Here is a 25,662-nt window from a genome sequence, read left to right as displayed (position 1 = left end):
CCGTTTCATCGCTAATGGTCAACCGAAAGCCAGCGAGTTCAGGCATTTGGTGAAGCGCCGGCGTAGCAGCGGTAGCTGTTGCAGTCGCACCGGCGCGCCGTGCCGCGTCCGCGAGCCGGTCACGAAATGCCGCCTGGCCGGCGAGGTCTTCCGTTGCGCGGCATGCCGTCAGGCCAGCCTCGTACGCATGGTGAGCTTCCGCCGGCCGGTCGAACGCCAGCAACGCGTCGCCCAGATCGCGTTGCAGCATGGCCGTCAGTCCGACGCGGCTGGCGCTTTCCGGCAGTTCCGCGGCGGTCGCGAGAGCCCGTTCAAGGATGCGGAGCGAATGATCCAACCGGCGCGCGAGCCGCAGACACTGCCCGATCCGGCCAAGCACGACGGCGGTGCCGAAGGCCTTGCCGTCGCCAAGCGAGGCGAGTGTGGCGAACAGTTGAGGAACGCGCTGGTACAGTTCGTGAAACAGGAAAGAGTCCTCCCCAAACGCAGACGCCGTGGCAGCATCTTTCGCCGCAGCGGCCTGCCTGCGCGCCGTATCGGCCAGAACACCAAAACACTGCCAGATCTCGGGCACCTCTGGATCAAGTAAAGCTGCGGCATTCAAGGCGTGCTCGACAAGGAGACGGATGTCGGCTGCGGGCGCCGAGCCGGACAGGAGGCGTGCAAGCTTGCATACGTGGTGAAGTTGACGCCGGGACGGGACGACCCGCCGCTCGAGGTCAAGCGCTTCGCGGTAGCATGCGATCGCCTCACGTTGCCTGCCGGCACTCGCAAGGCATGCACCTTGCTCGCCCAGAACCTGCGCGGCATACGCGAAGTCCCCTAGCGACCGGAATGCGCTTGCCGCCTGCGTAAAGAACAGGCTCGCCTCGGTGGCGCGCTGCAAGCATGCCTCGAGCTTTCCAAGCCGGTGCCAGGCCTGCGCCACACACAATGGATCGCACAAGTTCCGCGCGACTGCCAAGGCCGCTTCATAGGACTGCCTTGCCTGCGCGTCGTCGCCAGACGCGTGGAGCCCGTCCCCGAGCGAGGCATGCAGCACGTAGGCAAGCCGAGTTACGCCTGGAGAGGTTTTGAGCCCGTGGGTCAATGCGAGCGCGGCCTGAAACCGCGGCATCGCATCGTCAAAGCGCGACGCCACGAGCAGGCATTGTCCGATCCGCTCCAGGACAACAGCGCGCTCGAAGGCGAACGCCGGCGGAAGGCGAGCTTCGATGGCCTCGAACAGTTGCTGGGCTTCCCGCCAGTTCCGCGCTTGCAGCATTTGCTGCGCCCGCTCGCACACGGCGGGATACCAAGCGCGGACTTCTCGATCCCTCGACACGCTCCGCTTGCTCGTGCTTGCGCTTCGCGCTTTCGAACTGGCCATTGATTTCATCCGACATCTCTCTGCGCCGAAAATATGGCAGATGCAGGCGCGTCCGGATCGCCGATCCTGCGGTCCGGACGCGCCTTGCGACAGAAACGCCTTATATCACGGCGCCACACGGATGAAGTCCGAACGCTCCCGCACATCGAGCATCGGCGGCCCCACGGTGTACCACCTCTTGTGATGGTCGGTCTGTGCATGCGCCTCGATCGCTGCCTGATCCCGATAGACCTCGTAGTACATGATCCGGGTGGGATCTACCGGRTCGACCAGCACGTCAAATTGCAGGCATCCCGGCTCGGTCGTTCTGGCGGCCGCGGCGTTGGCGTGCAGCGCTGCCATCAACTCCTCCACCTTGCCCGGCTTGATGCGGCAATTCACCACCAATACGACATTTCCGTTGCTCATCATCATCAATCTCTCTCCTTTATAGCTACCGCGCCGAACCGCATTTCGGGTCGACCGGCCTCTGTTGTTGGCCATGACAGCATCTCGGAAGGCACACGTAGTCCAAATCCTAATGCTATTATCATTATACTTAAATAGAACGAAACAACAAGGCAAAGTCCGGGGAGCCACTCTGCTGCGCTAACCGGAACTGACAGCGTGAGACTATTTCGTCGCATGCCATGTCGGCCACGCCCTTCGATTGTTATGTTGTATAATATATTCATTAAACTCTATTAACCCGCCTGTCCGCTGATGGGACCGTGCCCGGAATCCTTACCCACATGGAAACATCTCATTTCAGTCGTAAGCTTCCGCTCTGGTACCAGGCCTGCGAGTCGATCCGCGCCGAGATCTACAACCGGATCCGTTCCAACGAGCTACGCCTTCCTCCCGAAAGCCAGCTAGCAGAGGAACATGGTGTCAGCCTGATTACGGTCCGGCAGGCGCTCACGGTATTGGAAAGCGAGGGCCTCATCACGCGGACCCGCCGTCGCGGCACTGTCATCAATCCCCTTGAGGCGAAGCCCAGAAAAGAGATGAAGGTCCTGGGGACACTGGCAACGGTGTTCAGCCACGATTCGGCGGCGCAGCTCGACCTGCTGGAGAAGTTGCTGGTCGTCACCCCCGAGGATCTGAAGACAACCTTCCGCGACACTACGCACCTCACGTACATGCGTCGCCTGCGCCATGACAAGAACGGCCCGATCAACTATGCGGTCAACTACATGCTTCCCGAGTTCGGTGAGAACATCACCGAGGCAGATATGCAGCAGATGCCGATTCCCAGGATCCTGAGGGACAAGTTCAATGTCGGCATCCTGCGCATTGACTACAGCGCCAGCGCAATGGAAGCATCCCCGGATGTTGCAAGCCATCTCCAGATGCCGCCGAAGAGCGCAATCCTAAGTCTCGTAGCGACAGTCTTCGATCATGCGGAGCGCGTCATCGATGTCGGTCGTATCTATTGTCCCGCGGGCAAGTTCTCCTTCGATATTTCGATCGACATGTCATAGCTGCCGCCTCAAAATTTGTGCTTGATGCCGACCTCGCCGCTGAAGTGCTTCGGCATCGCGTCGCTGTCATGTTCGACGTCGGCGTACAGCGAGGTACGTTTCGACAGTGAGTAGTAGTAGGCGACGCCCGTCTTTTCCATGAGCGTCTGGTTCGCGGTGGTGTCCCTGAGCTTGCCATGGGAGATAAAGATCTGGCTGCTTCCTATTGGTATCGTGGCACCCAGGACCAGTGACACGCGCCGGTTCCCCGCATCCGTCATCCCGCCGCCTATCGTGGCGCGCAGCGAGAACGCGGGGGTTTCGTAAACGCCGCTAACCATGTGCCAGATTGCCCGGTCGCCGCCTGGCCGGTCGTACCCATAGGCCGCAAGGACAGAACCGGCCCGGTAGGAAACGGAGAATGAGACCGGACGATGCGGCACATTGTTGCTCTCGGCCTCCGCAACCTGGCCGGTAATCGACAAGCCATCGACGTCAAACTGGTAGTTCACGGATCCATTGTTGTACACCCTGCCGATGCCGCCCGTGCTGATCAGGAACATCGACATCAGCGTGCTGTTGTAGAGCGGATCGGCAGGAATCTGCACGTTCCAACTCGCTGGCGTGTATTCCCGCCCGAGCCAGAACCGCCCGAACCGACCGGAAATGCCCACCATCGAGCGATCATTGAAAAGCCGGCCCGGATCACGCATCGCACCTGTATCTCCGGCAAAGCGATTCTCCACGTTGAAGAAGGCCTTCATGCCGCCGCCCAAGTCCTCGAAGCCCTGCAGGCCGAAGCGGTTGCCCGATCCGTTCTGCAATGCCACGGCACCCGGCCCTGGATTCTTCGCAATCGCCAGATCGATCACGCCATACAACGTCAGCGATTGCCCCCACGCCATATTGCAAAGGACGAGGAACAGGAAAAAGACAAACGATTTCATCGGACTACGCTCCCCCGTTGCCTCCGCTGAGGCATTTTTATTAAACATATTTATAGATCTATCGGGCGGCACCGCCTCCTTTTGCCATGCCGCCTGGCAATGGCTGCCCTTACATCATGTCCTCAAAGGCACGGATAGACTTTTGCGTGCTGCGCAGAACCCCGCCGCTATCGAACTGGAAATGAAACACCGCTGCCTGCGTCACATCCTGGAAGCGGTAGGACCAGACTTCACGCCCTTGCAGTGCGTAGTACTGGATCGGCAGGCGGGGCTTGCCGAAGCGCGCCTCCACATCCTGCTTGGTCCATTCTCCCGGCCTGGCCTGCTGCAGTTCCGCCATCGTCAGCATCTGGCGGTAGTCGACCAGGGCACCATTGGCATCAAAATCTGCCGCATAGACGAAGAGCCCGAGCGGCTGACCGGAATACAGCCAGCGGCTGCGCCCGTCCTCCAGCCGAACCTTGTCGGTAGGCTCTCCCAGCTTGGCCTGCAGGCTCTGCCCGGAGATGCCGCGCACCTCCCGCAGTTCCACCATGGTCGGCGCAGCGGCGCAAGCGGCCAGAGCAAGCGCGGCACCGGCGCTTGCCAGCAAACGGCCGGGCGCGCCCAGTCCGTCTTTATCCTTTTTCATCAACAAAACCCTGAGGACAGGTGAGGATTCATCGGGATGAATCCCCGGGGTGAATAGGGAACAGGAACTCCACGGCCAGGGGCCGGCGGCACAAGCCTTGCCCGCGCAGTCGACGCCGTCAGGCGTCCTATTTACGGCCTGAGGACGTACGCCGGGGCGGTAGGGTTCTGCCCGATATAGGAAGTCGACCCCAGGAAATTGGGCCGATACGGAGCGGCATGGCTGTTCAGGCCCGCGGGCAAGGCGCCGACCAGCGCCGGCCCGTTGATGCGCGCCAGCACGCGATCCCGCGCCCGGGTCACCTCCCTGAGCAGCTTCTGCACGTCCCAGCCCACCAGTTGCCCATTGCGGTACACGATCTTTCCGGCAATGATCACGTCCCGCACATTGCGCGACTCCATCAGCGTGACCACTGTGCCGGGAACGTTATTCATCGGAGCGGTGTTGAGGGTATTGGCGTCAAGCACGACGATGTCAGCCTCCTTGCCCGGCGTCAGCGTACCCACCTTGTGAAGCAGCCCTGAGCCCGCCGCGCCGGCAATGGTCATCATCTCGATCACTTGCCGGGTGGTCACCAACTGGGGCACCTTCAGCGCCTGCGGGTCGCTTAGGGGGAACACCAGTTCGTTTGCCAGCGCCCGTTGCAGCGTGAATGCGGAACGCATCATCGAGAACGGGTTGGTCGTCATGTTGGTTTCCGTGTCCGGGCTCAGGCTGGGCAGGATGCCGTAGTTGAGCGCCAGCTGGAACGGCGGCATGCCGTGGCGCATCTGCATTTCCACCAGCGGCGAGATTGAGACATGCGTACCCCGGTCGGCAACGAGTTGCCAGGCGCGCGACTTGACGTTGTCCACGCCGATCTGGGCGACCGGCTCGTCCTGCCACAGCGTGCAGTGGACCAGCGTGACATCGGACCAGTCAGCGCCGTTTCGCGGATCTTCCGCAATGCCTTCGACGACCGCGCCGTGCGCCGCGTGGTTGTTGATCCAGGCGCCGAACTCCCGCGCGAGTTGCCACCCGGTGTAGTTCTGCTTCTCGCGCGTCCGTGGATCGACCACGGGGTGCCAGTCCAGCATCGCGCCCAGTGTCACCAGCTGGTCCTTCGAGCTGAAGTACGTCTTGGCCAGCCGACCCAGCCCGAATGACGAATCCCCGCTGCGGCCGGGGTATTCATAGGCCTGCTCCGGGAACTGCGCCGAGCGGTCATTGCCCCATCCATAGGCGTAGACCGCGCGTTGGCCTGAATCAAACAGCGCCTGGATCATCGCATCGGTATGGTCCGGCGTGTGCGATGACTGCGAGGTATCCGTGATCGTGGTGACGCCCTGGGTGATCTGGCTGAGGGATGACACCAACTCAGCGATGTAGCAGTCCTCCGGGTCCATGGGCGGTCGCCCGAGATCCCAGATGGGTGGCTGGCCCGGAACGGGCGGATTCGGCATTAATCCCGGCGTCCACACCTCCTGGATGGTGGTCGTATAGAATTCGCCCGGCCATTTGGCGACCGGCTGCTGGCTATTGGCCGGTATGGCGCGGATATGGATGCCATCGGACAACGCACTGCGCATCAGCGTCTGGTATTGATGCTGGTGCGTGCTGATAAACCCGGGCATCACGATCGTTCCGCTGCAATCGATGACCTGCGCGTCGGCCGCATCCAGATGGGGGGYAATGGCCACGATCCTCTTGCCCTCGACCAGGACATCCGCCTGTTCGAAATCTCCCACCTTCTCGTCAAGCGTGAGAACCGTGCCGCCTTTAAGCAGCAGGCGCGCACCGCGGTTCCCGCCGACTTCGGGGCTCCGATACGCCTGGCTGTATGCGCCGCGAGTCGATGCCTCGCTGGCCGCGTTGCTGGCTCGATTCTCCTGCCCTGCTACATCCCCCGGCGGCCATTTACCGACTCGCCCGGATTCGCCTTGCTCGTTCATGCTCCGACTCCAGATATGAAGGAAATATTTCCCTGTGGCTGGCGCCTGGACCTGGCGCCATGCTTGCACGCGACTGACGCTTGGCTAGGCCGCAGGCCCGATGCGCAGGTCAATGCTGGCGACGCCCTCGACGACCCCGTGCAGGATGTCGCCGGCACGCACCGGCCCGACGCCGTGGGGCGTTCCCGTATAGATCAGGTCGCCCGGCCCGAGGCGATAGTATTTGGAGAGATCGGATACTAGCTCCGCCACGTTCCAGATAAACATCGAGATATCGCTGTCCTGCTTGGTCTCACCATTCACCGAGACGGCGATCCTGCCGCTTTGCGGGTGACCGATTTCCGAAGCCGGCACGATCTCCGAGACGATCGCGGACTCCTCGAAGTCCTTTCCCACCTCCCACGGCCGGCCCTTGTCGCGCGCGGCGAGCTGCAGGTCGCGCCGCGTCATGTCGAGCCCGCATGCGTATCCGAACACGCAGTCCCAGCCCTCGGCGGGCGACACCCTGAACGCAGGCTTTCCGATCGCGGCAACCAGTTCGATCTCGTGCTGATAGTTGGCAGTTGCCGGCGGATATGGAACGACCGAGCCCGTGTGTGTGATGGCGAACGGGCTCTTGGTGAAATAGAAGGGCGGCGCCGGCGAGACTTCCCTGCCCATCTCCCTGGCATGGTCGGCATAGTTCAGCGCGACGCAGAAGATGCGGCGTACATGGTAAGGCTGGGTGCTGCCACGAATGGGCACACGCGGCAGCACCAGGCTTTGCGGGTCGAATTCAAGTGAGGTGTTCATGTTCGGTTTGATAGTGGCGTTAAGCGGCGGCTCAGGGGACGACGCGATTCAGCAGCGCCTCGGAGGGCTCCCCGCCCCACGGCGATACAAAGCCCTGGACGATGTCAACGCGCTGGCGTCCCGAGCTTGCGTTCAGCAGGTCGCCATGGGCGAAGTGTTCATGAACCATCCCCCAGGGGCCGCCCCAGTAGTCAAACACCTGGTTTCCGAGCAGGTGGCGTCCAACGCCATAAAGCGGCTCGTACCCGCCCCTGGCTTGCAGGTGCTCGTGACCGGTGAAGACGTCGTCGAGGTCAACAACCTCGAAGGCGAGATGGTTCAGCCCCGCGGTGGCATTGCTGAAGAACATCGCCACGTGGTGGTCGACGAACTCGTCGCCGCAGTCGCAGCGATTGAACGACCCCAACACGTTGTCCGGGCTGCCCTCGTACACCTCCTCTGACGGCAGCAGGCCCAGCACATGCCAGTACCATTCCAGCGTCTCCTGCAACCGGGGGGTGAAGATGACGGCATGGCCGAAGCTCCTGACCCGGGCGGGCCCCATGTGGATCCGGTCCAGTACGCCGACCGTCCTGCCTTGTTCCGGATGACGATGCGTGATCGGAAGCTCGGGCAGCGGCGCGATGCCGTGGACGACTTCGATCAGGTAGCCGTCGGGGTCGCGCAGGCGCACGCGCTTGCCGCCACCGGGCGCGTCGATCGGCTCCACCGCGGAGGCGCCAGGCACCCGCGTCAGCTTCTCCAGGTCTGCCTCGCTGGCCGCGCGGTAGGCCATGCCCACGAAGGCAGGGCTGCCCTTTTCCGTCACATGGATGTATTGCGCGGGCCCGGTGCCGCGCATGTACAACGTATTGTCGTTCCGCTCGACGCGCACCATGCCGAAATCGAGCAGGAATGCCTCCATCCTGTCCAGATCCGGTGCGCGCAGCCGCCCGTATGCAACGCCGGTTGCCTTGATGATGCTCATCATGTCTCCAGGTATTGGCTGGCCGCTTGTGGGCGGCCGAGCCTTGTGCTGATTGCTGCTAAGCCGCCTCGGTCTCGGATTCGAGCGTGCTGAAATTGCCCGGCGAAATGACCTCGAGGCATTCGAAATCGGCCGACCAGTCCAGCGCGCCGTGCGCCAGGCCGCCAGGCTGGTACATGCAGTCGCCGGCCTTGAGCGTGACTTCGCCGTGGCCCTCGTGCCAGAGCTTCATCCATCCCTTGAGCATGTAGACTACCTGCAGGTCGACGATGTGCCGGTGACCGCCGATGGGCGACTCCATCGCCGCGGTAGCACGAATCAGGTGCACCAGGTAGCGGCCGCTGGTCGCCTTGCGCATGCCGAGATCGCAATACTCGAAGAAGCCCCGTCGGCCATCGCTTTCCCAGTTCAGATCCTCGCCTCTGAGGATCGTCAGTTTCTCCACGTCTTCCATCATGTCTCCTTGTCCAGTTTCCAGAAGGTTTGCGCCCGTGCCGATTGCCGTGACGGACGCGCAGCCTGCCCGACGCTATGCCACCGGATTGGCCAGCGTGCCGAGTCCGGCGATCTCGATTTCGATGCGGTCCCCTTGCTTGAGATAGACCGGCGGGGTGCGGCCGGCGCCAACGCCTTCCGGAGTGCCGGTGGTGAAGATGTCGCCCGGCTGGAACCGGTACCATTTCGAGAAGTACGAGATAAGCCTGGGAATCCGGCTGATGAGATCGCTGGTGCCGCTGTCCTGCATGACCTTGCCGTTCACGCGTGTCGTGATGGCAAGGTCGTGCGGATCCGCGATCTCGTCAGCCGTGGTCAGAATCGGTCCGCATGGCGAAAAGCTCGGCAGGTTCTTTCCGAGGATATTTCTGTCCCATGCGCGGATGGACTGGAATCGTTCTGTCGACGAGAACACCTCGGCCACCCAGTTACGCGCCGACACGTCGTTGACAATGGTGTAGCCGGCGACATACTGCATCGCCGACACTTCGTCGACGTTATGGCACGTCCGGCCGAACACAATGGCGAACTCGCCTTCGAAATCAACCTGGTCCGGAAACTGCGGCGGAATCAGGATTGGCTTCTCGTGGCCCGTCAGCGTATCGGAGGGCTTAATGAAGGCGGTGGGGTTCTCCGGCAGCGGCACGTCCGGATACTCGCGCAAGTGGCGGCCATAGTTGCCGGACGCCGCAAGCAGCAGGCGCGGCTCCGGGATCGGGGCCAGCAGCGGCGTGCCCTGGAACGACACCAGCGCGCCTGTTTCGCTGAGCTGGGCGCTCGCGTGGTCGCTCATCTCCTCGACGGCGCGCCGGCATTGATCGACCAGCGCCAGCGCTTGCGCGCCGCCCTCAAGGATTCCGCGCACATCCGCAGGGATCAGCTTCGCCACACCAAGGTGCCGACGCAGCAGGAACAAATCGAGAATATTTCCGTCGCCCATTAGCAGGCCGGGATGGCCCTTTTCCCCGCAGTCGATAGTCACGAACTTCATTTTGCCGTCTCCTTATGCCTGCGCCTTGCCAGTCGGTATGGATGCCCATCCAACCATCTGCCAGCCAAATGAAGCCAACACCCACACGCTCTGGAAGAGGCTGTCGATAAGCCGCTTCTCGCCCTTCGACATGCCCTGGATCGCAATGTGRCCGTGCACCACTGCTGTATCCCCGTAAACCTGGACCGCCTCGGACGTACGTCTGATGTCAAGGTACTTCACTGCCCCGCTCGCAATGGATGCGAGGTATTTCTGTTTGTCGTCTTGCCTCGCGCTGCCGTGGATGTAGACCAGGTCGCCGCCCAGCAGGCGGTCCAGACCCACCACATCGCCGCCGATCATCGCTGCATGCCGCTGGTCGTCAGCGATAAGGACCGCGCGGATTTTTCTCTTGGTTTCGTCATTCATATCGATTCCTTCCAGGCCATCAGATGAGACTTTCATCCGATAGCTATTCTTTTACTAATATCAATAGATCTAATACGCGGATTGAGGCCTAATATCGACGCGTTATTGCGCCGGGGAATCCGCCACCGATCTGCCTGCCTTTGAATCGTTCAGCGCACGGCTGCGTGCGTCCGGCTGGCCGGGCGCACGGGCAGGAATCAGCCAGATGGCCAGCGCAGAGACCGAGCAGATGGCAGCCATCACCATCAGCGGCGCCGTCAGTCCGCCCGTTTTTTCCTGGCCAATCCCCATCAGGTAAGGCCCGATAAAGGAGCCGAACGACGCAACCGTGTTGACCAGGGCCAGCCCGCACGCAGCGCTCTGCCCGACCAGCAGCGTGGACGCAAGCGCCCAGGCGGGCGGAAAGCAGGCGAACAGGAAGGCGCAGGCAACGCTGAGGCCGGCAATGGTGACGTAGATGTTGGTGCTTGACTGGACGCTGATCACGAAGCCCAGCGCTCCCAGGAGGACGGCGAAACAGAAATGCCCCCTGCGCTCCTGGAAATGGTCCGACGAGTAGCCCAGCAGCAGTGTCACCAGCACGGTGCCGATCCACGGAATGGAGGAGATCATGCCGATGTTCCGAAATCCGCTGACGCCCGCCGACTGGACCATCGTGGGCATCCAGAATACGATGCCGTACAGGCCGAGATAGCCGCCCGCCATGATTGCGCCGAGTGCCCACGCCCGCCAGTCCTTGAACGCCAGGAACCAGCCGCCCGACTCGTGCTTTGACGCACGATCCCTGGCGATTGCGTCGAGCACGACACGCTTCTCCTGCGCACTGAGCCACTTTGCGTCCTGCGGTTTGTCGGCGACCAGCAGGAAGAACACGACGCCCATCAGGATCGCCGGGATGCCCATAACGACAAACAGCCATTGCCACCCCGCCAGCCCGGCCGCGCCAGACATCGACTCCAGGATCCAGCCGGACAACGGGCCAACGAACAGATTGCTGATCGGGAAGACCAGTAGCAGTAATGCCATGATCCGCCCGAAGCGCGCCCGTGGGAACCAGCCGGAAAGGTAATAGACGATGCCGGGGTAGAAGCCCGCCTCCATAAGGCCAAGCAGGAACCGAGCCATATAGAACTGCTCCGGCGTGCGCACCAGGATCGTCCCGATCGTGACGATGCCCCAGCTCACCATGATCCTGGCAATCCACTTCTTCGCACCCACACGCGCCAGGATGATGTTGCTCGGCACTTCGAACAGCAGATAGCCGAGCGAGAAGATCCCGGCGCCAAAGCCATAGGCCGCGGCGGACAGGCCAAAGGCTTCGGTGATCTGCAGCTTGGCGAAGCCGACAATGAAACGGTCGAACAGCGCAATCATCGAACAGATGAACAGGAGCGGGAGGACGCCTCTCGTCACGCGCCGGAATACCTTGTCCTCTTCCTCCTGGTCCGCCGGCAAGCCGGTCCTGACAGTCGAATCAGAATTGATCATGATGAACTTTCTCTCTGGATGAGCCATCCTCTGCCGGGACGCCGGCAAAGGGCGGTGAATCGTGTGGCTAAGCTCATAGACCGTGCAGCCAGCCCCGAAGCCATGCCACCGGAAAGTCCGCGACGGTGTGTCCGTCCCGGACAGCTTCCGTCTCAGGGCGCAACACGCTCGTAGATCGCCAGATCGTGCTCGGCGAACAGCGGGATGCCCTCCTGCAGGAATCGCTTGAAATGTGGCGTCTGCTGATGCGCTTCCAGTGACGCCAGATCCCGATAGACTTCGTAGACGACGATCTGCTCGTCACCGCCCTCGGCAGTCGTCACGTCGAACTGCAGGCAGCCGGCTTCGGTCTGCAGTGCCGCCGCGCGATTCTTCTCCAACTCATCCAGCAACTGCTGTCGCATGCCGGCCTTCGCTCGGCAGGCCACCACCACCACTTGCTTTCGTTCGCTCATCAGTCTCCCCTCTTGCTTGTTGTGTATTGCTTCTCTTCGCCGCGCGGGCAGCCCGTCGCGCGCCACTCGCCCCAACAGCGTCAGCTACGCCGGGTCACGGCGCCGTGCGCGACAGCCGCACCGGTTGCCGCACTTCGAGAAGCGGCGCGCCTTCGGTCACCCATCTCTTGTGATGCGCGGTCTGCGCGTGTGAATCGATCGCCGCCTGGTCCCGGTAGACCTCGTAATACAGGATCCTGGTCGGATCACCCTTGTCGACGCAGACGTCGAAATGCAGGCAGCCGGGCTCCGCGCGGGAGGCTTCCGCATTCGCCAGCAGCTCCGCCATCAGTTCCATCACCTTGTCGCTCCGGATCCGGCAGTTGACCGCCAGAACCACGTTCTTTTCGCTCATTGCTTCTTCTCCTTCAGTAAATTGCCCTGCTCACCAACCGGACGCCTTGCCACAGACGCGGCCAAGCAGGAACCGTCCATCACGCGGACGTGAACGCTTGCGGCACAGACGCCCAGGCAACCATTTGCCACCGGTTGTCGAGCCTGACCCACACGCTCTGGAACAGGCCGGTCATGCCCTTGCGGCTACCCTCGCGCAACACGCTGAGTGAAAGCCGTCCGTGCATGACGGCGGTCGACCCATAGACCTGCACGACGACCTCCGACCGCTCCAGCTCGACGTACTTGACGACGCCGCTCGATACCGCCTTGAGATAGGCCGCCTTGTCTTCCGTACGCGCAGTCGCGTGCGTATAGACCAGGGAATCCGCGAGCAACGAATCTAGCGCGGCCACGTCGCCGGCAAGCATGGCTGCATATCTCGCGTCGTCTGCCGCCATCACCGCCGCAATGTCGGCGCTCGTTTTCTCGTTCATCTCCACCACCTTTTCGACGTTTTCAGGGTTACCCCGGATGACCTTACTGTCTTTTAAATTAATGATCTTATCTTTATACTCTTATGAAACCACGTCAATCAGGGATTTCCCCGCGCCGCCTGGTTACAGCTGGCGCGGCCCATCAGGTACTTGCCCCGGCAAGCAATTGAAATCCGGCTGCCGGCATCCACGAATCAACGACTTCGATACGAGCCATCTCGTCACTTCCCATGGATATCAAACAACTCCGTGCATTGCTGGCCGTCGCGGAAACCGGCAGCACCACCAAGGCAGCGGAACGCCTGCATATCGTCCAGCCCGCTGTCTCCCGCCACATCCGGCTGCTCGAGGAGGAGTTCGGCGTCGAGCTGTTCGAGCGCGAACGGCATGGCATGCTGCTCACCGACGCCGGCAGAACGCTCGCGGAGTACGGCCGGCGGGCGCTGCGCGAACTGGATCGCGCCAAGGCGGAGATCCAGCCCGCCGCGGGCCTTGTCTCAGGCACTGCGAACATCGGTCTCCTTCCCAGCTGCGGCGAACTGCTGGCGCCGGAGCTGGTTGCCACGCTGCGCGACCGCTATCCGCACCTGGGCGTCCGCCTGACGGTAGGCTATGCCGGCCATCTGCGGCAATGGCTCGAGTCCGGCGACGTGGACGCGGCCCTGATGTATGACGACAGGTCGGTGACGGGGCTGCGGGTGCAGGCCTTGCTCGACGAGCAGCTCTACCTCGTGGGGCGGCCAGGCACGCTGCCGCAGGCCGAGCCGCTGTCCATCATGGACCTGGAGGGACTGGCGCTGGTGCTGCCAAACCCGCCTCATGGTCTTCGCAATGTGGTGGAGCATGCTTATGCCGTTTCCGGTATCGATCTCGTTATTGCCGCCGAAACCAATTCGCTCAGCGTACAGAAGTCGCTGGTTGCGAAAGGCTTCGCCCATACCATCCTGCCCAGTTCCGCCATCTCCGAGGACTTGACGCGTGGCACCCTGGCCGCCGCACCCATTGCCTCGCCGGCCCTGTCCCGCCGCATCCTCCTTGCCCGGCTTGCCACGCGCAGCCAGTCCACCGCCGCCTCCTGCGCGACCGCGGCGCTCTTGTCGCTGATGAAGCGCCTGGTGCAGGAGGGCATCTGGCGTGGGGCGACGTGGATCGGTGCGTAAGGACTCGCCATGGCAACTCTGCTGCACCCAGGGCGCCAGCGGATCGTAAATGGGTTGGCCGGCGGCGCCTCCGTATTGATCCAGACGCTCTTGGTCTGCAGGTATCCGGATGACCGCAAGCACCGGTCCGAACACCTCCTTCTGCGCGATCCGCATGGCCGGCGCCACCTCGGATTTGTCATCCTCAATCCAGGGCATTCGCTTCGGTGGATCAGTGGTGGCAATCTTAGAAGTGATAGGCAGGGAAGGTGAAATTCAACTTGCTGATCCGAGGAATCAGTTAATTCGATACCGGGCGCTGCGACGCAATCCGATATTGCGGAGATGGGTTGGCGAGACGGGCCGATGACTGCATCAGGACAGCAGCGCGTGCAAAGGGCAGCAGGCACCACGCTGCACTACCCGACACGGGCCCATTCTGAGCAGGCTGCTGTAGTGCAACGCGCATGTTCCCCTGGCGCACCCTGAAAAGAACTCGGAGGCATTGAAGTGGATCGTACCGTCCACGATGTGTACGAGCACGGCCCCATCGAGGCCCAGTGCGGCAATGGCGCCGGCGGCAGTGCGTGGGTCTGAGTGGGTCCGAGTGGCTGCGCGCCGACTGTGAGGTACCTTCCCGCACGCCCTCCGGAAGATCAATGCGGATCACAAGCTCACCCATGCAGATAAGCCTTGATCAATGACTCGTCGCCCAGCACTGACGCCCACTCGCCGCGGCGGACCTGGTGGACGACGCGCCCCACTGAAAGCACGTAGGCGCGTTCGGTGATTTCCGCTGCGATAGCAATGCTTTGCTCCACCAGCAGGATGCTCATGCCGCGCTCGCGCAGCCGCGTGAGCACGCCGAGGATTTCGCGCACCACCTTTGGCGCAGGCCTGTCGTCAGCTCGTCCATGATGAGGAGGTCTGGCTGAAGCAGGAGTGCGCGGCCAATCGCCACCATCTGTTGCTGCCCGCCGGAGAGCAGCCCGACTCGGCTGTGCCTGCGTTCATGCAGCACGCCGAACAGTTCGCAGACCTCGTCCAGCGTGAAACGCGCGCCGGGCCGCCGGGTCCTGAGCCCGGCACGTTCTGCCAGGCGCAAGTTGTCGAGCACGCTCAGTTCGGGAAACAGGTTGCGCCCTTCCAGTACCGCGGCAATGCCATGCTCGAAGCGGCGGTGCGCCGGTACGCTGGCGATGTCCGTGCCGGATTTGACGATGTGCCCGCCCATCGGGCGGATCAGGCCGCACAACGTCCTGACCAGCGCGGTCTTGCCGGCGCCGTCGGCGCCGACCGGGCCACCGCTTCGCCGGCGCCCACCTCCAGGTCGATCCCGTGCAATACTTGGGCCGCGCCGTAGCCGGCGCGCAGGTCGATGATGTTCAGCATGCGCTATACCCCCAGATAGGCTTCGCGTACACGCGGATCCGCCTGTATKGCATCGAATGAACCCGACGCGACAAAATGCGGCTGGCGCAGGTAGCGGGCAGATTCGATCGGCACGCTGCCCGGCAGCCTTGAAATGTGGCGTCGGGGGCAGGCGTTGCGTTCTCGCGCCTGGGGGCATCGCGCCCGCAGCGCCCATGACGGCACACCCCCGCCGTCGGCCCGCTCCCCGCTTTGGGGGCGATTACCGCTGCATGGCCGCCTCGCTCGGGTGGATTCCATACTCGCGCGTATCCAGCAGCGCGGATGCCTCCAGCGCTATCGGCGTGAGACGCAATGTCGGCCGCGTCTCCAGCAGCCATGCCTGGTAGCCTTCCGGCACGTTCTCGCTGGGCCCCTGGTGGATGACCCCCTTCGGCACCCAGCTCACCGTGCCGGGCTCGCTCACGTCACCCCATGCGCCCGGACCGGCGTGGTAGAGAATCACTTCGTCAAAATCGGCGTTGACATGGATCGGCCGACGCTGCGTGGTGCGCGCGCAGAGCGTGTAGATCATGATCTCTCCATCGTCCGAGGTGATGAACTGGAACGGCGGGCCGCCATGCGGCAGGTAGGTGCCTACCTGGACGTTGGCCAGGTTCACCTTCCACACCGGCACGTTCCCGTACACGTGCGCCACCGCGCGCAGCGGGTCCTGCGGCAGCCGGAACACCGTCGGACCGTCCTCGGCCTTCAGCACCAGCGTCACCTCCGTCGGCGCGTGGCCGTCTTGTTGCGGTTCAACCCTGGCGTAGTGCACGTCGCGCGCGAAATTGATCATGCCGGACGGGGTCTGGGGGTTCAGGCGCAGCGGCGAGGGGCTTTCGACGATGAACCGCCACGCCGGACCGCCGCGCGGCGTGGTGCGGTAGGCCACCGAGCGCGGAATGCAGACAAAATCCCCGGCCTGCGCGTCCAGCACGCCGCAATCGGTTTCGAAGCGCACCTCCCCGCGGTGCACGAAATGCAGTTCGTCGGCCTCGACGTTGCGTACCACAATGAAGGGCTCCTGATCCTGGAGCGCGACGCTCAGCGACACCCCTTTGCGCGAGCTGGCAACCGGCACCGGCATGGCAAGCGCGTCATCGCCGTGAGACATCGCCAGCTTGTCCAGCTGGAATCGGCGCGGCGCATGCGGCCCCTGTGCCGACAGATACGCCGGCGCGTAGTGCGGGCGCAATACCATCGAGCAGGCGCCGTTGAAGCCGTCACGCGTCCACAGCTCGCCCTGCCCCGCCGCGTCGCCATCGCCGGGCGCCGGCCCGAATCGGTTGTCTTTCACGCTACCCCCTCCTTCTTACATTTTGCTTCGGACAATACGGAGTCGTACCGATATGGTTCGACAACGGATGATTTGCTTCCCTGGCCTTGCCGGCGGACGGTGGTAAACTCCCCTCGCCTGACAAAGCGGAGAATGTAAGCGTGGCCACCAGCCGAACCAAGCCCACCACGAAATCCGGCAAGCCGGAGCCTACCGAAGTCCACCCTCCGGTGTTCGACGTAGGAGGCCGCAGCATCGCCTGGCATGTGCGCGACATGCACCGGCTGTTCACCAGCCACCTGCAAGCCCTGATGACCGACGAAGGCGCTTCGGTGGGACATTGGTACTACCTGCGCGTGCTGTCGGAGCAGAACGGGCTGACGCAACTGGAGCTCAGCCGCCGCGTCGGGCTGGCCGCCACCACCTCCGTGCCCGCGCTCGACAGCATGGAAAAGCAGGGCCTGGTCAAGCGCGTGCGCGACACTGAGGACCGGCGGCGCAGCTTTGTGTTCATCACCGACCAGGGCCGCGCCCTGGTCGAACGGCTGATGCCCGCGATCACGGCGCTGCTGCAGCACGCCGTCGACGGTGTCTCCGAACGCGAGCTCAAGAGCTTCCTGAAGGTCATGGTGCGCATCGAGGAAAACCTGCTCACGGCAGCCCCAAGCCTCAGCGAAGTGAACGACTGAAACGCCCGGCGCGCGCGTCATACCCGATGCACCTCCAGGGTCGAAGGGTGCAGCAGTTCCTCGACCCGCACCCGGCGCGGCGACAGCCCCTGCGCATGGTGGTACTGCAGGAATGCGTCGAGCGTATGCAGGTTCTGCGCCGCGCCGTAACTCCAGTAGTCGTGCCCCATCAAGCCCTGCATGGCCTGCATGGTCTCCTGCGCGAGCGGCAGGGTGATGGCGGATGCGGCGATCTCGGCCAGCGATGACATCGCCACCGCCTTGGCACGCTCGAAGGCCTTGAGCAAGGTGCCCGGCAGCCAGGGATGCGCGTGCACCAGCTCGCGCCGCACGCCAAGCAGGTGCATGATGGGAAAGATGCCGGTGCGCCGGAAGTAGTCGCTGGCGGCCTGCACCGGCTCGGAGAACAGCCTGCCCACACCGGGATGGCCCCGCACCCAGCATGAAGGCGGGCGCGGCGCGATCAGGGCATCGATCTCGCCCGCCGCCAGCATCGCGTTGAGCGTAGCGCCGTCAGGCGCGCTCTCCAGGCGCACATCGGCAGGCAGCGCGAGCTCGATCTTCTCGACCCGGCCCGGCTGCTCCTGCCCGCCGCGTATCCACTGCAGTTCCGACGGCCGCACGCCATAATCCTCCTCGAGCATCGCGCGCACCCAGACGCACGCGGTCAGCTGGTACTCCGGCACGCCCACGCGCTTGCCGCGCAGGTCGGCCGGCTCGCGGATGCCGCGGTCGGTTCGGATGTAGATGGCGGTGTGCCGGAAGGCGCGGGACAGGAACACGGGCACGCCGACATAAGGACAGGATTCGCGCGCCGTCTTGACGGTAAAGCTGCTCAATGACAGCTCGCAGACATCGAATTCGGCGTGCCGGAACGCGCGAAAGAAGATCTCTTCCGGATCCAGCGCGAGGAAGACCGGGTCGACACCATCGATCGGTACCCGCCCGTCCAGCAGTGCCCGCGTGCGGTCGTAGTCGCCCATTGCCAGCGACAAGTTCAGCTTGCTCATATCAGATTTACCTTCGCACAGGTTCCATTCCGCCTGCCGCTCACGCGAAGCGGGCCCAGAGATTGCGCCAGCGCCCGCTTGCGCCTTGACCGTGGTTTGACACGCTGCCCATGCCTGCCACGGCAGGCTTCAGCGTGAACAGCCCAAGCGCCACCACCACGCTGCCGATATCCACCGCGCTATCGCGCACGGCATACATGCGCCTGCCATCCACATGCCATGTACAGCTGCGTGCCGGGCGGTCGATGGTGATCTCGTAGCGGTGGAACTCTCCCGGGTGGTTCTGCGCCAGCAGGGGCGACTGCACCACGTGCAGCCAGTCGCCGCCAACTGGCGTCACACCGGGGATTGGCAGCCGCTCATGCACCACGCCGATCCGCGTGCCGGAGATAATGAAGTCAAACACCATGCCCTTGGCGAGGTCGCACACATTGAAGCCCGCAAAGCCATCGAACAGGTCGTCCGGGTTGCCGTTGCGGTTCTCGCACGCCATCTCGCAGCCGATGGTGAGCACGCCGCCTTCGGCGATGGTCAGCGGCTCGCGCATGGCCAGGAAATGCTTGGGGTTGTCGAACATCGGTATGCGTGCGTGCTGCCGCGTGAACCTGTCCACCTGTATTTCCAGAACACCACTTTCGGCCCGCACGCGCGCGCCGGGCTCCTCGTAGCGCCACTTGCCGCCGTCCGGCATGGGCATCTCCAGCACCTGCCACACTGCCGGGTCCGGCGCGCCGGTCGGGAAGCCGTCCAGCGGGTGGGGCGTCATGCAGGCACCTGTGCGGCGGCTGCCACGCCTACACGGGCGGGCTTGCCGATCATGCGGCGATAGGCGTCCGCGCTGGCGGTGCGGCGGCCATGCAGCTCGGCAATGTCGCGTGCCATGCGGACCATCTCCAGGTTGTCACGCAGACGAACATCGCTGTTGGGGTATTTCCACGGCGTGTCCTCGGTGCCGACGCGGATGTTCAGGCCCATCATGGTGGCCAGCGTGGTCATGTAGAGTGTGGACCGGCCCGCCGCGCAAACGGTGATGACCGAAGCGGGATCGATCTGGCGGATCTGGTCGACCATCATGAACATATGGCGCGCCATGTCCTGCGCATTGCTGGCCCAGGTACCCGAGATCAGCGTACGGCCGACGTTGAACGGCAGCCCATACAGAATGATCCAGTTGTAAGGACCTTTCAGGATGCCGGTATCGATCAGCTTGCGCTTGGCCAGCTCGATCTCGCCGGAACTGTGGATCACGATTTCCGGCTTGACGTCGTACTGCTCCAGCGTGCGCACCGCCGGCACCATGAAAGCATCCGGGTGCCCCGCGGCGCACGGCGCGACTTCCGCCAGCCCGGCCCGGGCGGGGCTCATGCAGATATCGAACGTACTGCCGTTGAGCACGTTCAGGTTGGCGACGAACTCATGGCCAAAGCGGTCGCGCAGCGGGCGCAGCACTGCGCCGTACGCTTCCACCGGCGGCACGTCGCGGTCCAGGCGGCGCCCCCGGTGGTCGGTAACCATCGAGAAATCGATATGCACGCCGCAAGCGCCAGCCTCGATGACCTCGGAGGCGGCATCGACATAGGCTTCAATGGAGGTCGGATGGCCCTCTTCCTGGCTGTCGCTGAAGCGGCCCGACACGGCAACATTGATGGCGATCTCGGACGGCACGTCCCACTTCGGCTGAAGCTCGACCCCAGCAACGAACTGGTAGTCGTCCATTTCGCGCTTCGCGGCTTCCCACAACGAGATTCCTTCCTGCATAGCTCACCTCCTTTTTGTTGGCTGATGGGTTGGCTCTCCGGCCCTGCGGCAGAACCAATAAAACTTCTACGTCGGAAAATTCGATATCGACCAATTTTGATACGGCAACTGCAAGAACCAGGCGGCTCAGGCCGTACCGCGCTCCTTCGCCAGGACCAGCGCGAAAAGCACGGCCGCGGCCAGCAGCGGCGTTGCCAGCACGATCGAAAACTGCGTGCGCGACCAGCCCGCCTGAATCAGCACCCCCGCCAGCCAGGGGCCGGCTGTGCCACCCAGGCGGCCAAAGCCCAGTGCCAGCCCGGTGCCCGTGGCGCGCACTTCCGGCGGGAAGACCCGGGGCGCGAGCGCGTTCAGGCAGGCCACGGCACCGGTGATGAGGAATCCGATCACCGCGCTCACGGTCAGCACGTGGCCGGCTGCCGCCGACAGCGAACCAAACCATGCAACCGACAGGAAGCACAGGCAGAGGTATATCACTGACATCGCCCTGAGCCCGTAGCGGCCGGCCGACCAGCCCAGGGCAATGCCGCCGACAACCCCCGACAGGTTCATGATGACGGCCCCGGAAATGCCCTGCTCCATGCTCATGCCCATGTCCACCAGCAGCTTCGGCATCCAGCTCAGCAAGAAGTAGTTCGTGAGCATGACCAGCAGGTAGCAGGCGCAGGCCAGCAAGGTCAGCCGACGGAAGTCCGGGTGAAACAGCGCGCGCCACGCCGAGCCCTGCCGGACCTGCTCCCCGTGCGGCGGCAGCATCTGCAGCGGCTCCGCGCCAGCCTTGCGCAGTACCCGGTTCAACCGTGCCAGYGCATTGCCCGGCCGCTTGCCGGCAAGGAAGTCAAGTGATTCGGGCAGCCAGGCGAACGCTACCGGCACCATGAACACCGAAAGCAGGCCGCCCACGAGGAACACGGAGCGCCAGCCGTAGCTGCCAACCAGCAGCCCGGAAGCCGCGCCGCCGCAGATGGCGCCCACGGCATAGCCAACGGTCGTCATGCTCAGCGCCAAGTCCCGGCGCCGGTCCGATGCATACTCCGCAACCAGCGTATTGATGCCGGCGATGATGCCGCCCACGCCCAGACCTGTCACCAGGCGCAGGCCGGCAAGCTGCCAGGCGTTGGCCACAAATGCCGAGGCAAGCATGGCGGCGCTGATCATGCCAAGGCATCCAAGCACGATGGGACGGCGGCCCAGCTTGTCGCCCAATGGAGCGATCAGGACCGAGCCGAGCGCCATGCCCGCCACACTGGCGCTCAGCAGCATGCCCAGCAATGCTGCCGGCAGTTGCCACTGCGCCGCTACCGCAGGCGCAGTGAAAGCGGATGCGAGGGCGTCGAAGCCGTCCAGCACGTTGATGGCGATGCAGATGCCGATCACTATCTGCTGATAGCGTGACATCGGCCTGCTGCGCAGCATCGCGCCGACCGCGGCGACGGCGGGCTGCGGTGCGGCGAGCGTCTCGTTCATCGCGGTCATGGGCTCAGACCCTCCCCGCCATGGCTGCGTCGGTGGCGACCGCGCGGGGCGCATACAGCCAGTCCACCGGGGCGAAACTGTCGTCTGCCCGCGCCGACAGCAGCGCATTGCGCACCTCGGCCCCCATATGGCCCAGGTGGATGAAGTCGCCGAACCAGCGCGCCGTCAGCTGCACGCGCGCGGTGTGCAGCCGCCTGGCCTCCTGGTAGGCCAGCAGTCCGCCCGGCACGTCGCGGGCGTGACGGCTCAGCGCATCGGCCAGCGTGCCCGCATCCTCGATAGCCTGGGCCGCGCCCTGCGCGAGGTATTGCAGCATCGGGTGAGCGGCATCGCCCAGCAGGGCGATGTGGTTGCGCGTCCAGTCGGCGATGGGATGGCGGTCATACATGGGCCAGCGCCGGTTCGTGTGGATCAGGCTGATCGCGCCACGCACGGGTGCGCAGGCATTGGCGAAGCGCGCCTCCAGCTCGTCAACCGTGCCCCAGTCGTCTGTGGACGGATCGAAGCGGTAGCTGCGGAACACTGCCACCTGGTTATAGAGTTCCCCGCGGCGTACCGGATACTGGACCAGATGCATGTCATGGCCGGTCCACATCACCACATTGTCCAGCCCGGCATGCTCGGGCATGTTCTCCATCGGCAGGGTGCCACGGTAGGCCACATATTCCGAGCACACCGGTGCGCCGTCGTCCGCAATCATGCTGCGCACGGTGGAGTGCAGCCCATCCGCTCCGATCAGCGCCTGGCAACGATAAATCGAGCCGTCGGCACATCGGACCTCGGCGCCGTCGCCAAGATCCTGCACCGCCACCACGTCGCGGCTGGTTTCCAGCGTGATGCGGGCGTCGCGCCGGCACGCGGCCAGCAGCGCGGCGAGCAGGTCGCTGCGGTGCATCACCAGGTAGGGATAGCCGTATGCCTGCCGGAAGTTGGCGCCAAGGTCCAGCGCGGTCAGCCGGCGGCCGCTCATCGCGTCCATCCACACCAGCTGGCGCGGAAACACCGCGCTTTGCCAGACCGCATCGAGCACACCCAGACGCTCGAGCATGCGCGATGCGTTGGGCGCCAGCTGCAGGCCGGCGCCAACCTCGCTGAACTGCGGCGCACGCTCGAGCACGTGCACCGTGCGGCCGGACTGGGCCAGGGCTAGCGCCGTGGCGAGGCCGCCGATGCCGCCCCCCACAATCAAAGTCTGGATCTTGTTGCTATCGTTCATGAAAGATATCCGTGTGCGGTGAACTCAGGCGGCGCGTACCGGGACACGCATGGCGCCGATGCCTTCGACGCTGGCCTCGATCAGGTCACCAGGCACGACCGGCCCCACGCCGTCCGGGGTGCCTGTGTAGATGACGTCGCCGGGATGCAGGGTGTAGTAGGACGATGCCCAGGCAATCAGCTGCGGAACGCCGACCACCAGGTCACGCGTGTTGGCACGCTGGCGCAGCTCGCCGTTGACGCGCAGTTCCAGCTCCAGGTTTGCCGGGTCGGCGATCTCGTCGGCGGTGACAAGCCACGGGCCGAGCACCGAATAGCTGTCAATCGATTTGCGCAGCGAGCGCTCCTGCGGGCCGCGCACGGTCATGTCCAGCCCGATGGCATAGCCGGCAACGTAGTCCATTGCACTGTCCACCGAAACACGATCCGCGGTGCGGCCGATGACCACCGCCAGCTCCAGTTCGTGGTCGTTGCGGCGGTCGGTGTGGCGCAGCGCCACGCCCTCGCCGGGGCCGGCGAGCGAACTCGATGCCTTGAGGAACAGCCCCACCTCCTGGATGCGCTGCAACTGGTGCGCATGGAAGGTCGCGGGATCGGCCTGTGCCTCGGCCAAGTGGCTGAGATAGTTGACCGGCGCCGCGGCCAGCTTGGACGGATTGGCCACCGGGCTAAGCAGGCGCACGCCGGACAAGGCGCGGCGCGGTGCCGCATCCAGCAGGCGCGGCGCGTGCTCGCGAATGAGCGGCAGGTGCGCAATGAGCGAGTCGCCCTGGGGGAAGGGCCAGCGGTATGAGGGCAGCATCTCCAGGGCGGGTGAGATATCCGCTACGAAGTGGTCCTCGACGATGCCGAGGCGCTCGCCCCGATCATCCTGGAATCGGCAAAATCGCATGGTGCAGGCAGGTTGAATGATTGATCGGTGCTGTTCAGGCGAGCTGGCGTTCCTGGAAGAAGCCCAGCTTCTTCTGCAGGGGCGCGTCGTCAACGCGAATCAGGAATGCAGGCTGCCCGGGCGTGACGCGGTGCGAGACGCGAGCGAACGTGGTGGCGCTGAAGGTGTCGCCCGCGCTCCAGTCAAACACGTGATCGTCAACCCGACTCTCGCCGCTGCCCTCGACAACGTGAAACACCGAACTGGCTGACGTGGGCACTGCCTGCCAGTGCTGGCCAGGGCCGATCATCATCGCCGTAAAACCAAGGATTGGCAGGCAGTCCTGCCCGGTCTCCGGGTTGACATAGGCCAGCTCCGCGCAAGCTTGACCCGTCCCCTCGGCCAGCCGCTCCAGCGCAACCCTAGCGGTCTGCCACGGATAGCGCAGCATCGGGTAGGGATTCTCCCTGTGCCAGCCTTGCGGTGGCCGCAAGCCCTGGCGCAGCAGTTCTGACGTCAGCGTCATCAGCGGCTCTTCGACATTGCAGCCATCATGGCCACCTTCGGCATAAGCGGATTCCGCCGCGGTGAACACCGGCAGGTCCAGCACATCGAGCCAGGTCACCGGACCTTCGCCGTCATGGCCGTGGTCGTGCCACTGCCCGCCCGGCGTGAGGATGAGGTCGCCCCGCTCCATATCGCATCGCTGCCCGTTGACGACGGTGAAGCCGCCGCGGCCTTCGATGACGATGCGCGCCGCGCTCGGCGAATGGCGATGCGTGGGGGCGGTCTCACCGGGCAGGAGCAACTGGATGCCCGCGTAGAGCGTGCCTGTCGCCGACATCGCATTGGGACCGCGCCCAGGATCGCTCAGCACGATCACGCGGCGCTCGGCCTGCGCAACCGGCACCAGGCGCCCGGCTTCCAGCAGCAGCGGACGCACATCGGCATAGCGCCAGCGGTGCGGACGCGTGACGCCCGCGGGGCGGCCGTGCGGCAGGGCAGCTTTGAGGAAGTCCCACAACGGAGCCAGTGCGTGATCGCGCAGCGCTGCGCGGAAATCCTCGGGCAACGAGGCAGTCTCGCGGGCATGCCGGTCCTGAGTGTTTGAGGTGATGGTCTGATTTATCATTTTTATGGAATCATTCGACATCGAATCAATGTGTGTATGATAATCAGCGTGCTTCATATATCCACTGGGGGTAAACGTCAGGGTAGGGTCGATCCCACCTGTCGGACCGATCTGCGAAAAAAAATGATGGACGAATCCAATTTCGACGAACTGATCTACAACAAGCCGGGCCATCTCATCCGGCGGCTGCACCAGATTGCCACCTCGGTCTTTCACGAAGAGACCGATGGCTCCGATACGACGCCCGTGCAATACGCCGCGCTGTCGGCAGTGCGCGCCTATCCGGGCATCGACCAGCTCAGGCTGGCCAATGCTATCGGCTTTGACCGCACCACAATTGCCGGTGTGGTGGAGAGGCTGGAGGGAAAGGGACTGATCTCGCGCTCGCCGGGCATCGCCGATCGGCGTACCAAGCTGCTATCGCTGACTGCAACCGGTGCGGCGCCGCTGCAGGACATCTACCCGGGCACGGAGCGCGCCCAGACCCGCACGTTGGCCGGTTTGGACCCGGCAGAGCGGGCACTGTTCGTTGCCATGCTGCAACGCCTAGTGGCGGCCAACAACGAGACCAGCCGGGTGCCGGTGTCGCCGCCGCCCGCGCGCGTTGCCTGAGCACGCTCAGCACGCGCGCGGACCCTCCACGAACGCAGCGAAGCCAGCAACGAATTCCTTGCCCCCGGCGGACGCCCCGAGGACTGCTACCGGGCGATCGCCGAAGACTGCGAGAATATCGCTGGCCGGTCGCGAGATCTTCGTCAAGGTGTGCAGTAGCCGGCCTGCGGCCCTGCCCGAGAGGTCGATCACGCCAGCGTCGCCCAACGCGCGCAACAGGGCGTCCCCAACGCGGCGGTCGGAAAGGGGAAGCTGGTCAAGGAGATGCGCGACATTGCGCTCGCCG

The 25,662-nt window shown here is 64.0% G+C and carries 30 protein-coding genes and 1 pseudogene; 4 read left to right on the top strand and 27 right to left on the bottom strand.

All coding sequences use genetic code 11. The features are described from left to right. Together AC1DT6_RS37630 and AC1DT6_RS37625 are read right to left on the bottom strand one after the other, a co-directional pair. Positions 1 to 1,264 (bottom strand): tetratricopeptide repeat protein (locus tag AC1DT6_RS37630; protein ID WP_477115460.1); only part of this gene is annotated, 1,264 nt, incomplete at its 3' end. Between the two features lie 210 nt (positions 1,265 to 1,474). After that, positions 1,475 to 1,783, bottom strand: coding sequence for a putative quinol monooxygenase (locus tag AC1DT6_RS37625; RefSeq protein WP_477115459.1), 309 nt, complete (start codon positions 1,781 to 1,783; stop codon positions 1,475 to 1,477). 317 nt (positions 1,784 to 2,100) lie between these two features. Here AC1DT6_RS37625 and AC1DT6_RS37620 point away from each other — a divergent pair, with 317 nt between their 5' ends. After that, positions 2,101 to 2,832 carry a GntR family transcriptional regulator gene (locus tag AC1DT6_RS37620; RefSeq protein ID WP_477115458.1) on the top strand — a complete coding sequence of 244 codons (732 nt, stop codon included), beginning with the start codon at positions 2,101 to 2,103 and terminating at the stop codon, positions 2,830 to 2,832. 8 nt (positions 2,833 to 2,840) lie between these two features. Here the strand turns inward: AC1DT6_RS37620 and AC1DT6_RS37615 are convergent, their stop codons facing one another. The 12 genes from AC1DT6_RS37615 to AC1DT6_RS37560 form a co-directional block, all read right to left on the bottom strand. Then, complete coding sequence (locus AC1DT6_RS37615) at positions 2,841 to 3,758, bottom strand: porin (protein WP_477115457.1); 918 nt, start codon at positions 3,756 to 3,758, stop codon at positions 2,841 to 2,843. A gap of 109 nt (positions 3,759 to 3,867) precedes the next feature. Continuing rightward, on the bottom strand, positions 3,868 to 4,389 hold the full coding sequence (locus AC1DT6_RS37610) for a hypothetical protein (RefSeq protein ID WP_477115456.1): 522 nt from the start codon (positions 4,387 to 4,389) through the stop codon (positions 3,868 to 3,870). Between the two features lie 131 nt (positions 4,390 to 4,520). After that, a complete protein-coding gene (locus AC1DT6_RS37605; RefSeq protein WP_477115455.1) occupies positions 4,521 to 6,320 on the bottom strand; it encodes an amidohydrolase family protein in 1,800 nt (599 codons plus the stop codon). A gap of 84 nt (positions 6,321 to 6,404) precedes the next feature. Further along, the gene (locus AC1DT6_RS37600) at positions 6,405 to 7,112 is read right to left on the bottom strand and encodes a fumarylacetoacetate hydrolase family protein (RefSeq protein ID WP_477115454.1); all 708 of its coding nucleotides are present in this window, start codon (positions 7,110 to 7,112) and stop codon (positions 6,405 to 6,407) included. Between the two features lie 31 nt (positions 7,113 to 7,143). After that, positions 7,144 to 8,082, bottom strand: a complete 939-nt coding sequence (locus AC1DT6_RS37595; protein WP_477115453.1) for a VOC family protein — start codon at positions 8,080 to 8,082, stop codon at positions 7,144 to 7,146. Between the two features lie 55 nt (positions 8,083 to 8,137). Next, positions 8,138 to 8,536: a cupin domain-containing protein gene (locus AC1DT6_RS37590; RefSeq protein ID WP_477115452.1), complete on the bottom strand. Its 399-nt coding sequence runs from the start codon at positions 8,534 to 8,536 to the stop codon at positions 8,138 to 8,140. 72 nt (positions 8,537 to 8,608) lie between these two features. Continuing rightward, positions 8,609 to 9,565: a fumarylacetoacetate hydrolase family protein gene (locus tag AC1DT6_RS37585; RefSeq protein ID WP_477115451.1), complete on the bottom strand. Its 957-nt coding sequence runs from the start codon at positions 9,563 to 9,565 to the stop codon at positions 8,609 to 8,611. 12 nt (positions 9,566 to 9,577) lie between these two features. Continuing rightward, on the bottom strand, positions 9,578 to 9,973 hold the full coding sequence (locus tag AC1DT6_RS37580) for a nuclear transport factor 2 family protein (RefSeq protein WP_477115450.1): 396 nt from the start codon (positions 9,971 to 9,973) through the stop codon (positions 9,578 to 9,580). A 102-nt stretch (positions 9,974 to 10,075) separates the two neighbouring features. Continuing rightward, a complete protein-coding gene (locus AC1DT6_RS37575) occupies positions 10,076 to 11,461 on the bottom strand; it encodes an MFS transporter (protein WP_477115449.1) in 1,386 nt (461 codons plus the stop codon). 152 nt (positions 11,462 to 11,613) lie between these two features. After that, positions 11,614 to 11,916 (bottom strand): putative quinol monooxygenase, encoded by a 303-nt coding sequence (locus AC1DT6_RS37570; protein WP_477115448.1) that lies wholly within the window; start codon positions 11,914 to 11,916, stop codon positions 11,614 to 11,616. A gap of 94 nt (positions 11,917 to 12,010) precedes the next feature. Further along, positions 12,011 to 12,310 carry a putative quinol monooxygenase gene (locus AC1DT6_RS37565; RefSeq protein WP_477115447.1) on the bottom strand — a complete coding sequence of 100 codons (300 nt, stop codon included), beginning with the start codon at positions 12,308 to 12,310 and terminating at the stop codon, positions 12,011 to 12,013. Between the two features lie 79 nt (positions 12,311 to 12,389). Then, on the bottom strand, positions 12,390 to 12,785 hold the full coding sequence (locus tag AC1DT6_RS37560) for a nuclear transport factor 2 family protein (RefSeq protein ID WP_477115446.1): 396 nt from the start codon (positions 12,783 to 12,785) through the stop codon (positions 12,390 to 12,392). A 230-nt stretch (positions 12,786 to 13,015) separates the two neighbouring features. Here AC1DT6_RS37560 and AC1DT6_RS37555 point away from each other — a divergent pair, with 230 nt between their 5' ends. Then, the gene (locus AC1DT6_RS37555; protein WP_477115445.1) at positions 13,016 to 13,945 is read left to right on the top strand and encodes a LysR family transcriptional regulator; all 930 of its coding nucleotides are present in this window, start codon (positions 13,016 to 13,018) and stop codon (positions 13,943 to 13,945) included. A gap of 653 nt (positions 13,946 to 14,598) precedes the next feature. Here AC1DT6_RS37555 and AC1DT6_RS37550 read toward each other — a convergent pair. Genes AC1DT6_RS37550 through AC1DT6_RS37530 form a run of 5 tightly spaced genes read right to left on the bottom strand, consistent with a single transcriptional unit; the run spans position 14,599 to position 16,634 of the window. Continuing rightward, positions 14,599 to 14,760, bottom strand: a complete 162-nt coding sequence (locus tag AC1DT6_RS37550) for a hypothetical protein (RefSeq protein ID WP_477115444.1) — start codon at positions 14,758 to 14,760, stop codon at positions 14,599 to 14,601. Beyond that, entirely contained in the window at positions 14,757 to 15,179 is a 423-nt protein-coding gene (locus AC1DT6_RS37545) for an ATP-binding cassette domain-containing protein (protein ID WP_477115443.1), read from the bottom strand. The genes AC1DT6_RS37550 and AC1DT6_RS37545 overlap by 4 nt, the downstream gene beginning before the upstream one ends. Further along, positions 15,167 to 15,316 carry a hypothetical protein gene (locus tag AC1DT6_RS37540; RefSeq protein ID WP_477115442.1) on the bottom strand — a complete coding sequence of 50 codons (150 nt, stop codon included), beginning with the start codon at positions 15,314 to 15,316 and terminating at the stop codon, positions 15,167 to 15,169. Before AC1DT6_RS37540 ends, AC1DT6_RS37545 begins: the two co-directional genes overlap by 13 nt. A 3-nt stretch (positions 15,317 to 15,319) precedes the next feature. Further along, positions 15,320 to 15,595: an ABC transporter ATP-binding protein C-terminal domain-containing protein gene (locus AC1DT6_RS37535; RefSeq protein WP_477115441.1), complete on the bottom strand. Its 276-nt coding sequence runs from the start codon at positions 15,593 to 15,595 to the stop codon at positions 15,320 to 15,322. Then, positions 15,558 to 16,634 (bottom strand): homogentisate 1,2-dioxygenase, encoded by a 1,077-nt coding sequence (locus AC1DT6_RS37530; protein WP_477115440.1) that lies wholly within the window; start codon positions 16,632 to 16,634, stop codon positions 15,558 to 15,560. Before AC1DT6_RS37530 ends, AC1DT6_RS37535 begins: the two co-directional genes overlap by 38 nt. A gap of 140 nt (positions 16,635 to 16,774) precedes the next feature. Between AC1DT6_RS37530 and AC1DT6_RS37525 the strand changes: the two genes are divergently transcribed. Next, positions 16,775 to 17,302, top strand: a complete 528-nt coding sequence (locus AC1DT6_RS37525) for a MarR family winged helix-turn-helix transcriptional regulator (RefSeq protein ID WP_477115439.1) — start codon at positions 16,775 to 16,777, stop codon at positions 17,300 to 17,302. 17 nt (positions 17,303 to 17,319) lie between these two features. Here the strand turns inward: AC1DT6_RS37525 and AC1DT6_RS37520 are convergent, their stop codons facing one another. The 7 genes from AC1DT6_RS37520 to AC1DT6_RS37490 all read right to left on the bottom strand — a co-directional run bounded on the left by AC1DT6_RS37520 (position 17,320) and on the right by AC1DT6_RS37490 (position 24,764). After that, positions 17,320 to 18,312: an ABC transporter substrate-binding protein gene (locus AC1DT6_RS37520; RefSeq protein ID WP_477115438.1), complete on the bottom strand. Its 993-nt coding sequence runs from the start codon at positions 18,310 to 18,312 to the stop codon at positions 17,320 to 17,322. Positions 18,313 to 18,352: 40 nt separating this feature from the next. After that, positions 18,353 to 19,078 carry a DUF6081 family protein gene (locus AC1DT6_RS37515; protein WP_477115437.1) on the bottom strand — a complete coding sequence of 242 codons (726 nt, stop codon included), beginning with the start codon at positions 19,076 to 19,078 and terminating at the stop codon, positions 18,353 to 18,355. Next, positions 19,075 to 20,070: a 3-keto-5-aminohexanoate cleavage protein gene (locus AC1DT6_RS37510; protein WP_477115436.1), complete on the bottom strand. Its 996-nt coding sequence runs from the start codon at positions 20,068 to 20,070 to the stop codon at positions 19,075 to 19,077. The genes AC1DT6_RS37515 and AC1DT6_RS37510 overlap by 4 nt, the downstream gene beginning before the upstream one ends. A 126-nt stretch (positions 20,071 to 20,196) precedes the next feature. Continuing rightward, a complete protein-coding gene (locus AC1DT6_RS37505; protein ID WP_477115435.1) occupies positions 20,197 to 21,546 on the bottom strand; it encodes an MFS transporter in 1,350 nt (449 codons plus the stop codon). 4 nt (positions 21,547 to 21,550) lie between these two features. Beyond that, positions 21,551 to 22,762: an FAD-dependent monooxygenase gene (locus AC1DT6_RS37500; protein ID WP_477115434.1), complete on the bottom strand. Its 1,212-nt coding sequence runs from the start codon at positions 22,760 to 22,762 to the stop codon at positions 21,551 to 21,553. Between the two features lie 24 nt (positions 22,763 to 22,786). Further along, positions 22,787 to 23,653, bottom strand: coding sequence for a fumarylacetoacetate hydrolase family protein (locus AC1DT6_RS37495; RefSeq protein ID WP_477115433.1), 867 nt, complete (start codon positions 23,651 to 23,653; stop codon positions 22,787 to 22,789). Positions 23,654 to 23,687: 34 nt separating this feature from the next. Beyond that, a complete protein-coding gene (locus AC1DT6_RS37490) occupies positions 23,688 to 24,764 on the bottom strand; it encodes a cupin domain-containing protein (protein WP_477115432.1) in 1,077 nt (358 codons plus the stop codon). A 123-nt stretch (positions 24,765 to 24,887) separates the two neighbouring features. On the opposite strand from AC1DT6_RS37490, the gene AC1DT6_RS37485 reads away from it, so the two are divergent. Further along, complete coding sequence (locus AC1DT6_RS37485; RefSeq protein ID WP_477115431.1) at positions 24,888 to 25,376, top strand: MarR family winged helix-turn-helix transcriptional regulator; 489 nt, start codon at positions 24,888 to 24,890, stop codon at positions 25,374 to 25,376. A 6-nt stretch (positions 25,377 to 25,382) separates the two neighbouring features. Here AC1DT6_RS37485 and AC1DT6_RS37480 read toward each other — a convergent pair. Beyond that, positions 25,383 to 25,662: pseudogene (locus AC1DT6_RS37480) on the bottom strand (hypothetical protein); the annotation flags it as partial.

The organism is Cupriavidus sp. 01L45 (genome assembly GCF_056399885.1).
The sequence above is the reverse complement of the archived record's forward strand: the minus strand, read 5'-3'. Positions and strand labels throughout refer to the sequence as shown.

Bases quoted from the DNA above. Each gene is read 5' to 3' on its own strand.
- AC1DT6_RS37575 (WP_477115449.1), bottom strand. From the start codon at position 11,461: ATGATCAATTCTGATTCGACTGTCAGGACCGGCTTGCCGGCGGACCAG.
- AC1DT6_RS37510 (WP_477115436.1), bottom strand. From the start codon at position 20,070: ATGCAGGAAGGAATCTCGTTGTGGGAAGCCGCGAAGCGCGAAATGGAC.
- AC1DT6_RS37550 (WP_477115444.1), bottom strand. From the start codon at position 14,760: ATGAGCATCCTGCTGGTGGAGCAAAGCATTGCTATCGCAGCGGAAATC.
- AC1DT6_RS37610 (WP_477115456.1), bottom strand. From the start codon at position 4,389: ATGAAAAAGGATAAAGACGGACTGGGCGCGCCCGGCCGTTTGCTGGCA.
- AC1DT6_RS37565 (WP_477115447.1), bottom strand. From the start codon at position 12,310: ATGAGCGAAAAGAACGTGGTTCTGGCGGTCAACTGCCGGATCCGGAGC.
- AC1DT6_RS37590 (WP_477115452.1), bottom strand. From the start codon at position 8,536: ATGATGGAAGACGTGGAGAAACTGACGATCCTCAGAGGCGAGGATCTG.
- AC1DT6_RS37485 (WP_477115431.1), top strand. From the start codon at position 24,888: ATGATGGACGAATCCAATTTCGACGAACTGATCTACAACAAGCCGGGC.
- AC1DT6_RS37595 (WP_477115453.1), bottom strand. From the start codon at position 8,082: ATGATGAGCATCATCAAGGCAACCGGCGTTGCATACGGGCGGCTGCGC.
- AC1DT6_RS37560 (WP_477115446.1), bottom strand. From the start codon at position 12,785: ATGAACGAGAAAACGAGCGCCGACATTGCGGCGGTGATGGCGGCAGAC.
- AC1DT6_RS37540 (WP_477115442.1), bottom strand. From the start codon at position 15,316: ATGCTGAACATCATCGACCTGCGCGCCGGCTACGGCGCGGCCCAAGTA.
- AC1DT6_RS37515 (WP_477115437.1), bottom strand. From the start codon at position 19,078: ATGACGCCCCACCCGCTGGACGGCTTCCCGACCGGCGCGCCGGACCCG.
- AC1DT6_RS37555 (WP_477115445.1), top strand. From the start codon at position 13,016: ATGGATATCAAACAACTCCGTGCATTGCTGGCCGTCGCGGAAACCGGC.
- AC1DT6_RS37620 (WP_477115458.1), top strand. From the start codon at position 2,101: ATGGAAACATCTCATTTCAGTCGTAAGCTTCCGCTCTGGTACCAGGCC.
- AC1DT6_RS37490 (WP_477115432.1), bottom strand. From the start codon at position 24,764: ATGATAAATCAGACCATCACCTCAAACACTCAGGACCGGCATGCCCGC.
- AC1DT6_RS37585 (WP_477115451.1), bottom strand. From the start codon at position 9,565: ATGAAGTTCGTGACTATCGACTGCGGGGAAAAGGGCCATCCCGGCCTG.
- AC1DT6_RS37500 (WP_477115434.1), bottom strand. From the start codon at position 22,762: ATGAACGATAGCAACAAGATCCAGACTTTGATTGTGGGGGGCGGCATC.
- AC1DT6_RS37615 (WP_477115457.1), bottom strand. From the start codon at position 3,758: ATGAAATCGTTTGTCTTTTTCCTGTTCCTCGTCCTTTGCAATATGGCG.
- AC1DT6_RS37495 (WP_477115433.1), bottom strand. From the start codon at position 23,653: ATGCGATTTTGCCGATTCCAGGATGATCGGGGCGAGCGCCTCGGCATC.
- AC1DT6_RS37520 (WP_477115438.1), bottom strand. From the start codon at position 18,312: ATGAGCAAGCTGAACTTGTCGCTGGCAATGGGCGACTACGACCGCACG.
- AC1DT6_RS37570 (WP_477115448.1), bottom strand. From the start codon at position 11,916: ATGAGCGAACGAAAGCAAGTGGTGGTGGTGGCCTGCCGAGCGAAGGCC.
- AC1DT6_RS37600 (WP_477115454.1), bottom strand. From the start codon at position 7,112: ATGAACACCTCACTTGAATTCGACCCGCAAAGCCTGGTGCTGCCGCGT.